The organism is Microbacterium sp. NRRL B-14842, from assembly GCF_050470785.1.
In genome coordinates, this window is record NZ_JBFLUM010000029.1 from 1 (window position 1) to 13,197 (window position 13,197).

14 protein-coding genes and 1 pseudogene are annotated in these 13,197 nt (G+C 71.6%); 5 read left to right on the top strand and 10 right to left on the bottom strand.

Translation table 11 applies throughout. The features are described from left to right. The first annotated feature begins 82 nt into the window (after positions 1 to 82). Positions 83 to 340 carry an SDR family oxidoreductase gene (locus AB1285_RS19600; protein ID WP_429977698.1) on the top strand — a complete coding sequence of 86 codons (258 nt, stop codon included), beginning with the start codon at positions 83 to 85 and terminating at the stop codon, positions 338 to 340. A 39-nt stretch (positions 341 to 379) separates the two neighbouring features. On the opposite strand, the gene AB1285_RS19605 is transcribed toward AB1285_RS19600, so the two are convergent. The 9 genes and pseudogenes from AB1285_RS19605 to AB1285_RS19645 all read right to left on the bottom strand — a co-directional run bounded on the left by AB1285_RS19605 (position 380) and on the right by AB1285_RS19645 (position 8,724). Beyond that, complete coding sequence (locus tag AB1285_RS19605; protein WP_292795859.1) at positions 380 to 1,030, bottom strand: HAD-IA family hydrolase; 651 nt, start codon at positions 1,028 to 1,030, stop codon at positions 380 to 382. Positions 1,031 to 1,142: 112 nt separating this feature from the next. Next, the gene (locus tag AB1285_RS19610; protein WP_292795862.1) at positions 1,143 to 1,835 is read right to left on the bottom strand and encodes an ABC transporter ATP-binding protein; all 693 of its coding nucleotides are present in this window, start codon (positions 1,833 to 1,835) and stop codon (positions 1,143 to 1,145) included. Next, the gene (locus AB1285_RS19615) at positions 1,832 to 3,604 is read right to left on the bottom strand and encodes an ABC transporter permease subunit (RefSeq protein ID WP_292795865.1); all 1,773 of its coding nucleotides are present in this window, start codon (positions 3,602 to 3,604) and stop codon (positions 1,832 to 1,834) included. The genes AB1285_RS19610 and AB1285_RS19615 overlap by 4 nt, the downstream gene beginning before the upstream one ends. Next, positions 3,591 to 4,058, bottom strand: a complete 468-nt coding sequence (locus AB1285_RS19620; RefSeq protein ID WP_429977701.1) for an ABC transporter permease subunit — start codon at positions 4,056 to 4,058, stop codon at positions 3,591 to 3,593. The genes AB1285_RS19615 and AB1285_RS19620 overlap by 14 nt, the downstream gene beginning before the upstream one ends. A gap of 80 nt (positions 4,059 to 4,138) precedes the next feature. Next, a pseudogene (locus tag AB1285_RS19625) lies at positions 4,139 to 4,450 on the bottom strand (ABC transporter permease subunit); the annotation flags it as partial. A gap of 226 nt (positions 4,451 to 4,676) precedes the next feature. After that, a complete protein-coding gene (locus AB1285_RS19630) occupies positions 4,677 to 5,843 on the bottom strand; it encodes an ABC transporter substrate-binding protein (protein WP_292794756.1) in 1,167 nt (388 codons plus the stop codon). A 33-nt stretch (positions 5,844 to 5,876) separates the two neighbouring features. Continuing rightward, positions 5,877 to 6,299 carry a nuclear transport factor 2 family protein gene (locus AB1285_RS19635; protein WP_292794758.1) on the bottom strand — a complete coding sequence of 141 codons (423 nt, stop codon included), beginning with the start codon at positions 6,297 to 6,299 and terminating at the stop codon, positions 5,877 to 5,879. Positions 6,300 to 6,400: 101 nt separating this feature from the next. Then, complete coding sequence (locus tag AB1285_RS19640; protein ID WP_292794760.1) at positions 6,401 to 7,189, bottom strand: MoaF C-terminal domain-containing protein; 789 nt, start codon at positions 7,187 to 7,189, stop codon at positions 6,401 to 6,403. A gap of 578 nt (positions 7,190 to 7,767) precedes the next feature. Then, positions 7,768 to 8,724 carry a helix-turn-helix domain-containing protein gene (locus AB1285_RS19645; RefSeq protein ID WP_187663531.1) on the bottom strand — a complete coding sequence of 319 codons (957 nt, stop codon included), beginning with the start codon at positions 8,722 to 8,724 and terminating at the stop codon, positions 7,768 to 7,770. Between the two features lie 105 nt (positions 8,725 to 8,829). Here AB1285_RS19645 and AB1285_RS19650 point away from each other — a divergent pair, with 105 nt between their 5' ends. Then, positions 8,830 to 9,972, top strand: a complete 1,143-nt coding sequence (locus AB1285_RS19650; protein WP_429977699.1) for a DUF998 domain-containing protein — start codon at positions 8,830 to 8,832, stop codon at positions 9,970 to 9,972. Positions 9,973 to 9,995: 23 nt separating this feature from the next. Here the strand turns inward: AB1285_RS19650 and AB1285_RS19655 are convergent, their stop codons facing one another. Continuing rightward, a complete protein-coding gene (locus AB1285_RS19655; RefSeq protein WP_280566649.1) occupies positions 9,996 to 10,853 on the bottom strand; it encodes a MurR/RpiR family transcriptional regulator in 858 nt (285 codons plus the stop codon). Between the two features lie 102 nt (positions 10,854 to 10,955). Here AB1285_RS19655 and AB1285_RS19660 point away from each other — a divergent pair, with 102 nt between their 5' ends. The 3 genes from AB1285_RS19660 to AB1285_RS19670 all read left to right on the top strand — a co-directional run. Continuing rightward, positions 10,956 to 11,846 (top strand): N-acetylglucosamine kinase, encoded by an 891-nt coding sequence (locus tag AB1285_RS19660; protein WP_366236421.1) that lies wholly within the window; start codon positions 10,956 to 10,958, stop codon positions 11,844 to 11,846. After that, positions 11,836 to 12,768, top strand: a complete 933-nt coding sequence (gene murQ / locus AB1285_RS19665) for an N-acetylmuramic acid 6-phosphate etherase (RefSeq protein ID WP_366236422.1) — start codon at positions 11,836 to 11,838, stop codon at positions 12,766 to 12,768. Before AB1285_RS19660 ends, murQ begins: the two co-directional genes overlap by 11 nt. Positions 12,769 to 12,864: 96 nt before the next feature. Next, a partial coding sequence (locus AB1285_RS19670; RefSeq protein WP_429977700.1) for an SDR family oxidoreductase occupies positions 12,865 to 13,197 on the top strand: 333 nt, incomplete at its 3' end.

Genomic DNA, 13,197 nt, shown 5'->3' on the forward strand with positions numbered 1-13,197 from the left:
GCGCTCATCGGCCTCACGCGGACGCTCGCGCGCGACTACGGGCGCCACGGCGTCCGCGTCAACGCGATCTGCCCCGGATGGGGTGCAGACGCCGATGGCCGACGAGGAGATGGACGAGTTCGCCGCGCATGCCGGCCTCGGCTCCCGGGAGGAGGGGTACGCGACGGTCACCGCCGATGTGCCGCTGCGCCGCCCCGCGCGTCCCGCCGAGATCGCCTCGGTCGTCCGCTTCCTCGGGTCGGGGGAGTCGTCGTACATCACCGGCGCCGTGATCGTGGCGGACGGCGGTTCGCACGTGGTCGACGTGCCGACCATCGCCTTCGACCACGCCGGGATGTAGCGCGGGGTCAGGGTCGAGCGGCGGTTCCGGCCCCGCGCCTCAGTCGATGCGGAGCTCGAAGCCGTCGTCGGTCGCGACCACGGCGACGTGCGTGAGGTCGTCGACGTGCGCGGTCGGGGCGTGGGCTGCGGCGTGCGGGCCGATGCCGATCACGCGCATGCCCGCGGCGTGGGCGGCCTGGATCCCGGCGCCGGAGTCCTCGAACACGACGCAGTCCGCGGGGTCGATGCCGAGCGTGCGGGCGGCGAGGAGGAAGCCCTCCGGATCGGGCTTCGAGGCGGAGACGTTCTCCGCCGTGACGGCGAGCCCGGGGACCGTGAGCCCGGCCTGGCCCATCCGCGCGGTCATGAGGGCGACGTTGGCCGAGGTGACCACGGCGTGCGGGAACGGCTGCAGCGCGGCGAGCAGGTCCTCGGCACCCGGGATGCCGATCACACCGTCCACGTCGGAGGCCTCGGTCGCGAGCATGACCTCGTTCTCGCGGAGGTTGATCGCGTGGTCGCGCTCGGGGAGCAGGATCGCCATGCTCTGATGTCCCTGCCGCCCGTGGACAGTGCGGAGCACGGTCTTCGGATCGATCCCGTGCGGCTCCGCCCAGGCGAGCCAGAGGCGCTCCACGACGGCGGTCGAGTCGACGAGGGTCCCGTCCATGTCGAGGAGGGCGGCGCGGGCGTGGAGGATCTCGGTCACTCCCTCAGGCTAACCCCCACGCCGCCGACCCACCCCCTTTCGCGCGCCCCGGCCCCCTGCGCACGTACGCACGGGGCCGGGAGGAACGCAACGGGGTGGGTCGACGGGGAAGTCAGCCCCCCAGGTAGGCGCGGTGGAGGAGGGCGGGGTCGTCTTGGAGGGCCTGCGGGGCGCCCTGGAACGACACGCGGCCGCCGGCGACGACCACCGCCTCCTGCGCGAGACCGAGCGCGAGCTGCGTGAACTGCTCCACCAGCAGCACCGCCACCCCGGACTCCGCGATCGACGACACGATCGGCATCAGACGCAAGAACACCACCGGCGCGAGGCCCAGGGACATCTCGTCGATGAGCAGCACCCGGGGTTTCGCCGCGAACGCCCGTGCCAGCACCACCATCTGCTGCTCCCCACCCGACAGCAGCGCCGTGGGGGAGTCGATGCGCTTCTCGAGCTCCGGGAACTGCGCCAGCACGGCCTCGATCTCCCCGGCGGTGCGTGCCGTGATGGAGAGGTTCTCGCGCACGGTCAGCGACGGGAACACGGCCCGCCCCTGCTCGATGTGCACGATGCCGCGCCGGGCTCGCGTCACCCGGGAGAGCCGGTCGATCGGCTCCCCGTCGAGGAGGATCGACCCGGCCGAGTGCGGTGTCACGCCGGACACCGCCTCGATCAGACTCGTCTTGCCGGCGCCGTTCGGGCCGACCAGCGCCAGGACCTCGCCGCCTGTCACCCGCAGCGAGACGTCCGAGATGACCGGCCCGGCGCCGCGGCTCACCGTCACCCCGTCGAGCACCAGTTCGCTCATTTCAGCAGCTCCGTCTCTCCCATGTACGCCTTGACGACGTCGGGGTTCGCGAGGACCTCGGCCTGCGGGCCGCTCGCCAGGACGCGGCCGAAGTCGAGGACCGTGAGGGTCGGGCACACCGAGCGGACGAGGTCCAGATCGTGCTCGATGATGATGAGGGCCACACCGTAGCGCCCGGGGAGCTCGCGGAGGCGAGCCGCGAGCGCCAGATGCTCCTCGTGGGAGAGGCCGGCGGCGGGTTCGTCGAGGATGAGCAGGCGCGGGCGGGCGGCGACGTTCGCCGCGACCTCCACGAGCCGCCGGGTGCCGACGTCGACGCTCGAGAGGCGCGCCCGGGCCGGCGGGCACCCGAAGAACGCGAGGACCTCGTCGATGTCCGCCGCGGCGAGGCGCCGCCGGGCCACGAAGCGCACATAGCCGCCCACCGTGAGCGCCGGCGGGACGCGGTCCTGCTGGAAGGTCCGTCGCAGTCCGAGGCGGGCGCGCCGGGTGGGGGAGAGCCCGGCGAGGTCGCGGTCGCCGAGGAGCACGCGGCCCTCGTGCTGGGGGAGGAACCCGCTGATGGCGTCGACGAAGGTCGACTTCCCGGCACCGTTCGGACCGATGAGCCCCATGATCGAGGCGGCGGGCACGGTGAACGAGACGTCGTCGAGGGCCTTGAGCGCCCCGAACTGCACGGTCAGCCCGTCGACCGTGAGCACCGGGGCGCCGTCGAGGGCGGCCTCGTCGACGGTGGCCGTCGTGGTCGTGGTGATCGCCGTCGCATCGGTTCCCGCGTCCGGCGGGAGCGCCGTGAGCTCCGCGGTGGCCGTGCGCCGGTCGGCCCGCCGGTACAGGAGGTTGCGGATGCCCTGGCCGAGGTTCGTGCCGCTCGTGAGGGCCTGGACGCCCAGCACGCCGAACACCACGAAGCCCCAGTCCTGCGGCACGCCCCAGCGCTTGAGCAGCTCCGGCACGAGCACCCAGAGCAGTCCGCCGAAGATGGCCATGTCGATGAGGTGCGCGCCGGACATGATCGCCAGCACGTACAGGGCGAGGGACTGCAGTGGTGTGAAGCTCGAGGCGAAGGGGAGCTGCACCTGTCCGGCGAGCAGCCCGCCGGAGACGCCGCCGAGGGCCGCCGACACCGCGAACGCCGTGAGCTTCGCGGTGCGCACGCTCTGCCCGGCCGCGGCCGTGCCCCGCTCGGAGAATGCGACGGCCTTCCAGCTGGCGCCCCAGCGTCCGCGCTGCAGGAAGAACACCGCCAGGCCGCAGACGGCGAGCACGACGATGGAGAGGAAGAAGAACTCCCGGTCACTGCCGAACAGCGCGGGCCGCTCGATCGCGATGCCGTCCGCGGAGCCGGGGAACTGGATCTGCACGAGCGTGACGTCCGCCGCGGCCGCGAATCCGAGCGTCACGACGGCGAGGTTCACGCCACGCAGCCGCAGGGCGGGGAGGCCGACGAGGATGCCGACGAGACCGGCCGCTACACCGCCGAGCGCGAGCCAGACGAGGAAGCCGCCGGGCGCCTGCATCACGTTCAGCAGGGAGACGATCCACGCCCCGACCGCGGCGAAGGTGAGCTGGCACAGGGCGATCATCCCGGCCGATCCGGTGACGATGCCCAGGCCGAGGATCGCGATCGCGGCCGTGACGGCGCTGATCGCGAGGAAGACGAAGTAGCCGGGAAGGGCGGCGCTGAGGAGCGCGCCCACGCCGATGCCGACGACGGCGACGGCGAACGGCCAGGTGATCCGGAACCAGGGGCGGTCAGCGAGCGGCATCCCACACCTCCTTGCGTTGCGTCCAGAGCAGCAGGACGACGATGAACAGGAACGGCAGGAAGTTGCGCACGAGCGCCACTTCGTCGATCTGCGCGACGAGTCCGCCGAGGACGCCGAGGAGCAGCCCGCCGACGACGGCGAGGTCGAGCCGGCGGAAGCCGCCCAGGAGCGCGGCCGCCGCAGCGGGGACGATGAGCATGGACAGGCTCGTGGCGTCGTTCGACTGGGAGGGCGCGACGATGATGATCGCGATGGCGCTGATGATCCCGGTGACGAACCAGACGGCGATCGACAGCGGCCGGGAGCGGATGCCGAGCAGCTCCGCCGTGGTCGGCCGCTCCGACAGCGCGCGCAGCTGGGTGCCGACCCTGGTGCGGCGCAGCACGATGCGGACGGCGACGGCGGTGACGACGGCCATCGCCACCGTCGCGACGGTGACCTGGCTGATGACCACGCCGCCGAAGGAGAACGCGGGCCGGCGATGATCGGGGTGAACGGCTGCGGCTTGTTGCCGAACAGGATGAACGACAGCGAGATGAGCAGCAGGAGCGGGCCGACCGTCATGGCGGAGCGGGTCGTCGTCGAGGTCTCCGACAGCCACGTCGCGGCGATGAAGCCGATGGCCGCGGCGAGCAGGCCTGCGACGAGGACGCCGAGGATCGAGCCGAGCCAGATGGGCAGTCCGATCTCGCGCACGAACCACACGGCGGTGAACGCGCCGAACATGCCGGTCGCGGCCTGGGCGAAGTTCACGACGCGCACGAGGCGTGACATGAGGGTGAGGCAGACGCCGAGGACGGCGTAGAGGCCGCCGGCGGCGAGTCCGGCGATGGCGCCTTGGAGCATCAGGCGTCCTTTCTGGTGAGGGCCTTCGACAGGCTCAGGGACCCGGAGTGGGTCGCTGAGCCTGTCGAAGCGCGGGGACCCGGCGTGGGTCGCTGAGCCTGTCGAAGCGCGGGGACCCGGCGTGGGTCGCTGAGCCTGTCGAAGCGCGGGGACCCGGCGTGGGTCGCTGAGCCTGTCGAAGCGCGGGGACCCGGCGTGGGTCGCTGAGCCTGTCGAAGCGCGGGGACTATTCGCCGATCCGCAGCCAGTCGTCGGCGACCTTTTCCCAGGCGTTCGTGCCCGACTTCAGGATGATCGGCCAGCCCGCGGTGTTCTGCGTGCCGAAGGCGTAGGGCGTGCCCACCATCGGGTTCTCGATCGGGTCCATGCCCTTCAGCGCCTCGGAGACGCTCTCCCGGGTGATGTCGCCGTCGATGCTCTTCAGCACCTCGATGAAGTACGTCGCCGCGAGGTAGCCACCCTGGCTGAACGAGGTGAGGGGGATGTCGTTCTCCTCCATCAGCGTCCGCCAGTCCGCGTTGATGTCGCTGTCGTCCGTGAACGGGTAGAACTCGGCAGGAACGTAGATGCCGGCGCCCGCATCGTCGATCGCGTCGGCGAAGTTCTCGCTGTAGACGCTCGTGAGGTAGAGCCAGGTCACGTCGTCCCAGCCCTGCGCGTTCGCGGCCTTGACCTGTCCGATCGCGTCGGGCTCGACCGGGTTGATCGCGAGGGCCTTGCAGCCCTGGTCCCGCGCCTTGACGATGTAGGGCGTGTAGTCGGAGGCGCCGTACGGCACGGTGTCGTCGACGTACTTCGGCTCCTTGCCCGTGATCTCGGTCCATTTGTCGATCGCGGCCTGGTAGGTCGGGCGAGTGGAGCCGGCGATCTCCAGCAGGATGCAGATGTCGTCGAGTCCGAGCACCTCGGAGCCGTACTGCAGGGTGAGGGTCATGTCGTTGAACGGACCGACGTTGGCCGGCGAGATGTTCTCGCTGTCGAAGCAGCCCGTGTCGACGCCGATGCCGGGCACCGAGAGGATGCCCTCCTGCTCGTAGTATTTCGCGTTGATCTCGCACTCGATGAGGCTCGCGGAGCCCACGAGTGCGACGGCTTCGTCGCTGCCCACGATCTCCCGCGCCGAGGCGGTGGCCGTGGCCGGGTCGCCCTTGTCGTCGAGCATCTTGTACTCGATCGTGCGGCCGTCCAGGCCGCCCTCCTCGTTGAACGCGTCGAAGACGGCGGCAGCCGCCTGCGAGGCCTCCGGGAACGTCGCCGGGCCGCTGATCGTGTTCACGGAGCCGACGACGATGGGGGCACCGTCGCCCCCGGCTCCGTCGCCGCCGGCGCAGCCGGCGAGAGCGAGGGCGGCCACGGCGATGATCGCCGCGGCGCCGGATGCTCGTCTGTTCATGTGCTTCCTGCCTCTCCTGTTCGGGTCGTGCTGTCAGCTCGAAGGCTGGGTGTCGGTGCTCGTCGACGGCGCGCGCAGGGCGCGGTTCACGAGCTCCGTGTCGGTGAACTGCTCGAAGGCGACGATCTCGCCGCCCGCCACGCGCCAGACGTGGGCCACCCGGGCGGCGAAGAACCGACCGGTGCGCTTGTAGGTGCCGGAGTAGGTGCCGATGCCGACCACGACGTCGCCGCCGTCGACGACCTCGTCGATCGCGACGGTGTAGTCGTCCCACTCCTCCTGGATGCGGCCGAAGACGTTCTCGGCGACCGCGTCCGGGCCGATGTACGTTCCGGCGTAGGGGAATCCGGCGGACTCGGTCCATTCGATGTCGGCCGCGAAGGGCGCGAGCATGCCGTCCAGGTCGCCGCGGTCGTTGGCGGCGTAGTGGTCGCGGATCAGGTCTGCGTTGCTCATGTGCTCTCTTTCCGTGGTGGGTCGCTGCGCCCGTCTGGGTCCCTGAGCCCGTCTGGGTCCCTGAGCCTGTCGAAGGGTCGAAGGGTCGAAGGGTCGAAGGGTCAGGCGGGCTGTGCGTCGGGGTAGGCGACGGCGCCCAGCGGGTAGATGTGTCCGCCGGCGCGGGAGTGCTCCGACTCGCCGTCGCCGTTGAGTCCGAGGAAGATCCCCGTCGTCATGAGCTGGTAGCCGAGGTCGTGGAGCCAGACGCTCGCCACCGCGATCCGGAACTCGCGGAAGCAGAACAGGTAGAGGCCGTCCGCGAACTTCCACACCGTGGAGAGGTCCATGTCGCCGTGACCGCGCTGGACGCCCTCCAGGCACTGCCACGCGTAGCGCTGGCTGGAGACGTAGACGTGCTCGTACAGGTGGTGGGGGCTGTAGCGGTAGATGTTCCGCTTGCCGATGAGGTCACGGCTCGGACCGGGGACCTCGCCGGTCGCGGGTCCGGCGTCAGTGGTCGCGGCCCAGAAGTCCTGCCCCACCTGCGGGGTGCCCTCGACGGCCTCGGCGGCGATGCGGGAGCGGATGACGGTGGCGCGGTGGGTCGTGGTGGAGAACACGACGGTGAGGGCTTCGCGCTCGCGGGTCTCGAAGGGGATGTTCACGAAGACGACGTCGTCACGGACGCGGACGGCGTCGTACGGGTCGCGACCGGAGGAGCCCAGGCCCTCCCAGACCACGGAGTCCTCGTCGAAGCTCAGCGCGAGCGTGGTGTCGTCGTCGAGGGTGAGCGTGAGTGCGGTTCCGGCGAGCATCGTGTTCGGCAGGCGGAACGTGTCGATGCCCGCGGCGAACTCGTCGTACGTGCGCCATTCGTCCAGAGCGGGGTCGGCGGAGATGTCGGTCATGAGGGTCCTGACGTCGCACACGGCGGGGCCTCGTCGCCCCGGGCACCGCGTCGTCGCGATGCGCTTGCCTCATGCTCCGGCCGCACCGGGGGACCCCTCAAGCGCGCGGAGTCCATCCCGCACCGAGAGTCAACCGGCGTGCCCTCCCGGGCAAGCCCCGTCCCCGCGCAGCTCCGTCCCCGCGGTTCCGTCCCTGGATCCGCCCCTGGCCCCCGTGCGGGATCAAAACCGCCCCTGCCGGACGCGAGTGGGGTGCCTTCCTGATCCCGCACGGGCGTCCCGCCTGCGGCCGCCCCGGCGCGGGACGGAAACCGCCCCTGCCGGACGCGTGTGGGGTGCGTTCCTGATCCCGCACGCGGGCGCGGTGCCCTCTGGGGCGCGGGAGTCGTGTCCTCCCGCGCACGGCGTGCCGCTCGTCGGTGCGGGATCGAAAGTGCCCCTGCCCGACGGGAGTGAGGTGCGTTCTTGATCCCGCACAGGGGCGGGGGTGGAGGTGCGGGATCAGGAACGAGCGCGGGGCGAGCGCTGGCGGGGCGGTTTTAATCCCGCGCGCGACGGGGAGAATGGGAACAACAGGGTCAGTGGGTGGCGCGGTACTCGCTGGGGGAGACGCCGAAGGCGGTCTTGAAGGCGCGGCTGAAATGCGCCGCGTCGACGAAGCCCCAGCGGGCGGCGATGGCGGCGACGGGGCGGTCGGCGAGCATCGGGTCGAGGAGGTCGCGACGGCACTGCTCCAGGCGGCGGGTGCGGATCCACGTCGACACGGTCACCCCCTGCTCCTGGAACAGTCCGTGCAGGTGGCGGGTGGAGATGAAGTGCGCGGCGGCGATGGAGGCCGGTCCGAGGTCCGTGGAGGCGAGGTTGCGGTCGATGTGCGAGCGGATCCGCTGCATGAGGGCACGGTGCGGGTCGGCGGAGACCTGGTCGAGACCGAGCTCCCGCGTGAAGACGGTGGTCACGAGGTCGAGGGCGCTGTGCGCGAGCCGGGCTCCCGTCGTGCCGGCGAGTTCATCGAGGTTGCCGGCGAGCTGCGTCAGGTACGGCACGACCATGCCGCCGAGCCCTTCCTGACCCGAGATGCGGACGGCCGTGAGCTGCCCGATCATGTCCGGCGGGAGGCTGATCAGGTGCTTCGGGAACATGACGACCATGGTGCGGAAGTCCTGGTCGAAGACGAGGGAGTACGGCCGATCGGTGTCGTAGACGGCGAGGTCGCCGGGCTGCAGCACGGCCTCGCGGTCGTCCTGGATGAGCAGGCCCGTCCCGGCGAGCATCAGGCTCACCTTGAAGTACGAGCGGTCCCCGCGGGCGATGAGCTCGGTGGTGCGCTCGACGACGTGCGAGGTCGCGCGGATGTCGTTGACGTGCACCTCGTCGACGGCGGCGCCGCGGATCACGCCGCGGAACTGGTCGGCGCCCGCGGTGGACACCTGCAGCGGGACGAACGACTCGGAGACGGCGGCGCGGAACTCGCTGATGTTGCGCGCGACGAGCGTGGACACCGATTCGGCGGGGGTGGTGAGGGCACCGTTCATGACTGATCACCTCGGGCTGGTGGGAACGACGACGTTGTATACGATCCGTTCCGTGATGCTACCACCGGCGACGATCCTGCGGGGGTGCCGTCTAGGATGTGGTCCGTGAACGGCGGGATGATGTCGACGGTGACGCAGCGGATCCGGCAGGTGCTCCGCCAGGTGCGCGGACCCGCCACCTCCGACGCGGTGTTCGAGGCGACGGCGCTGATCGTCGGTGCGGCGTTCCTCCTCGTCGGGTTCCTCGGGGCGTTGCCGGTGTTCTGGGGGCGGGAGCTCTCGATCAGCGGCACCGGCTCGATCGGTATGTTCGCGGCCTACGGCGGCGCGATCGCGGCGGCGCTCGCCTTCGCCCTGGGGCGGCTCGCTGTGCGGGTTCCGGAGCCCGACCCCACCCGCGCCAGGGACGGATTCGCGGTACCCGGCGACCGCCTGCGCTGGTACGACCTCGCCGCCATCGCCTTCGCGCACGCCGCGATCGCCTACCTCGGCTGGTTGGGGATCGCGCAGCTGCTGGATCAGAGCTTCGTGGACGCCCCCGTCTTCGCGTTCCCCGGAGCGATCCTGGTCGCCGTGGCGTTCGCGCTCACGGGCTACGTCGCCTTCCTCAGCGCCGTCGCTCTGACGCCGACCGTGCTGTCGCTGGTCCTGGCGGTGTTCCTCGTCGTCGGGGCGTTCGCGGCGATGCTGGCCTCCAGTGACGTGCACTGGTGGCGCGACAATCTGTCGGCGCTGGGCATGAGCAGCAACAGCGCCTCGGTGGCCTTCAACGTGACCCTCGTCATCGCGGGGATCATGGTGACGACCATCTCGCGCTATGCGACGGCGGGGCTGCCTGTCGACGACCCGGTCGACCGCCGTGGCCGGACCATCGTGCGCGGCGGGCTCATCCTGATGGGCATCTTCCTCGCGTGCGTCGGGATCTTCCCCGTCGACGAGTGCTTCGGTCTGCACAACACCGTCGCGACGGGCATGGTGGTGGTGTTCGCGGTGGTCGTCGTCGGTCTGCCGTGGTTCGTGCGCAGCATCCCGCGCGTCTTCGTCGGCCTCGGCTGGACGTACGTGCTGGTCATCGTGCTGCTCGGGGCGTTCTTCGCTGTCGGCTACTACAACCTCACGGCGGTCGAGCTCATCGCGGCCGTGCTGATCTTCAGCTGGATCATCGTGTTCCTGCGCACGGCGGGGACGATGGGCGGTCACGCGCCGCGGGCCGACGCCCTGACCGCTCCCGATGCCGCGGTCCGCTGACGCACCGGCGCTCGGCGGCGACGTCAGTCGCGGAGGAGGCGCGTCGCCTGACGCGTGCGCTGCAGGGCGTCGACGGTCTCGGCGTACCGCCGCTTGGCGACGCCGATGAACAGGCAGTCCACGAGGGCGAGCTGCGCGATCCGGCTCACCATCGCCCCGGCACGGAAGGTCGACTCGCGCACCTCGGTGAACAGGGCGTGGTCGGCGACCTGGGCGAGAGGGGAGTCCTTCACGGAGGTGACGGCGACGGTCGTCGCACCGTTGGCGACGGCGGCTTCGAGGAACCGCACCGTCTCGATCGTCGACCCCGCGTGCGAGAACCCGATGGCGACGGTGGTCCTGACGGGCAGGACCGCGGCGGCGATCGCCTCGTGGGGGTCGGCGAGGACGTGGGCGTTGCGGCCGACGCGGAGGAGCTTGTGCGCGAGGTCCTCCGCGACGAACTGACTGGCGCCGATGCCGTAGAGCAGGATCCGGTCGGCGCCGTCGATGGCCGCGACAGCCGCCGCCAGCACAGCGAAGTCGAGCTGGCCGACGGTCTCCTCGATGGCGAGGAGCTCCAGGGCCGCGAGCTTGGAGACCGCCTCCTCCAGAGAGTCCTCGTCGGAGATCTCCGAGCCGTAGGCGCCGCGGGCGGAGAACTGCGCGGCCTCCTTGCCGAGCTCGGTGGCCAGGGCCATCCGCAGCGGCGCGTATCCGGTGAAGCCGATCGCGCGGCAGAACCGCACGACGGAGGCGACCGAGGTGCGGCACTCCTCGGCGAGCTCGCTGATCGTCTTGTCGATCACGAGGGTCGGGTTCTCCCGCACGGCGGCCGCGACGCGCGCCAGCGACGGGGGCAGGGTCGCAGCGGCGGCTTCGATCGTGGACTGGATGCTCACGGTATCCTCCGGAACGGCGGAACGGGATGGTAAATTCTTTTCAGCGAGTCTACGTGTTGTGTAGTCGCTTTTCTTTCTTTCCGCCGGATCCGAGGAGTGCCGATGAGCGAGACGACCGCCACCGTCGACCTCGGCAAGTCCCGCTGCCGCCTCGTCGTGCACGGCGCGACGGCCGGGGAGCGCTCCGGGATCGGAGCGCCGGGCCTCGCCGCGGCGGGCGGAGTGGAGGCGGCGCTCACCGCGATTCTCCCGCTGCTCGACGGTGTCGAGCGCATCGACACGCTCGGCGTGGGGGCGGCCGGCGCCTGGTTCGCCCCGGAGGCGGCCGCGGAACTCGCCGCCGCGCTCGCCGCACGGACCGGAGCGCGCGTGGCCGTGGCGTCGGACGTGGTCACCGCCCATGCGGGCGCTCTCGACGGCGCGGCCGGCGTGCTGCTCATCGCCGGCACCGGAGCCGTGGCGCTGGGCGTCGACCCTTCCGGTGCGCGTCTGGTCGACGGCTGGGGTCCCGAGCTGGGCGACTTCGGCAGCGGATCCTGGCTCGGCCGCGAGGCGTTGCGCGCCGTGCTCCGTGCCCACGACGGGCTGGCCGCGCCCACCGCTCTCACCACGGCGCTCGCCGCCCCCGTCGGCCCGCCCTCGGCCGTGCAGGCCTGGCTCGCCGCCGACGGAGCTCTCGCCCGCCGCCTCGCGACCCTCGCGCCCCTCGTGCTCGCCGCCGCCGCAGACGACGACCCCGTCGCCCGCGGGATCGTCGAGGAGGCCGTCCGGCTCCTCGCTGCGACGACCGCTGCGGCCGCCGGGCCGACCGCGGACGTCGCACTGCACGGCGGCCTCACCGACCACGACGGATTCCGCGCCGCCCTCGCACGCGCGCTCGAAGGGAGCGGCCGTCGGGTCGTCCCCGCGCGAGGCGGCGCCATGGACGGGGCCCTGCTGCTGACCCGTCGCCTCGACCTCCCCCATGAAAGGTTCGTGCACCGTGCCGAATGACCCCCGTCTGACCACCCTTCTCGCCGAGCTCGCGGGCCTGGACACCGAGGCCTCGTCCACCGAGCGGGGCGATCTCGACCTGCTGAGCACCACTGAGCTCGTCGAGCGCATGAACGCCGAGGACCGTCGCGTGCCCGAGGCCGTGGCCGGTCGCACGCCGGAGATCGCGGCGGCGGTGGACGGCATCACGGAGCGCTTCCGACGCGGCGGTCGCCTCATCTACATCGGTGCGGGCACGGCAGGTCGCATCGGCGTGCTCGACGCGAGCGAGTGCCCGCCCACCTTCGGCACCGACCCGTCGATGGTGGTCGGACTCATCGCCGGCGGGGAGACGGCCATCCGCTCGGCGGTGGAGAACGCGGAGGACGATGATGAGGCCGCGGCCCTCGCCCTGCGCGACCTCGACCTCACCGAGCGGGACACGGTGGTGGGCATCTCGGCATCCGGCCGTACGCCCTACGTCATCGGCGGGCTGCGGTACGCCCGGGGCCTCGGCGCCCTCACGGTGGCGATCGCCTCGAACGCGGGGTCGGCGATCGGCGCGGAGGCCGACATCGCGATCGAGGTCGTCACGGGGCCGGAGTTCATCTCGGGCTCCACGCGGCTGAAGTCCGGCACGGCGCAGAAGCTCGTCGTGAACATGCTGACGACGCTCTCGATGATCAAGCTCGGCAAGACGTACCGCGGGGTCATGGTCGACCTGCTGGCCACGAACGAGAAGCTGCACGCGCGCTCGATCCGCACGGTGTCGCAGCTCGCGGATGTGGACGTCGACGCCGCGTCCGCCGCGCTGCAGGCCGCGGACGGTTCCGTCAAGCTCGCGCTGCTCCTGCTCGCGACGGGCGCCTCCGCCGAGACCGCCGCTGAGGCGCTGGCCGCGGCCGACGGCATCCTCCGCGACGCGATCGCCGCCCTCGCCTGACCCGCTCTCCCCTCGGCAGGGATGAGAATCGCGCCTGACGGGAGCGATCGGGGCACCTTTTCGCACCCGCGACGGGCTGCCCGCTAGCGTGAGGGCATGCCCCTCGCTCTCGTCACCGGCGCCGCGCGCGCGAACAGCATCGCCGCGGGTATCGTCCCGCGGCTCCGTGCCGACGGCTGGACCGTCGTCACCAGCGACCTCGACGACGCCGATCACCCCGCCGACCTCTCCACCGCCGACGGGCCGGAGCGCCTGATCGCCGAGGTCGCGGAGGCGCACGGCCCGATCTCCGCGCTCGTCCTCAGCCACGCGCACGACGTCGAGTCCGGCGTGCTGGACACGACGGCGGAGAGCTTCGACCGGCACGTCGCCGTGAACGCGCGGGCGAGCCTGCTCCTCATCGCGGCCTTCGCCCGGCAGGCCGATACG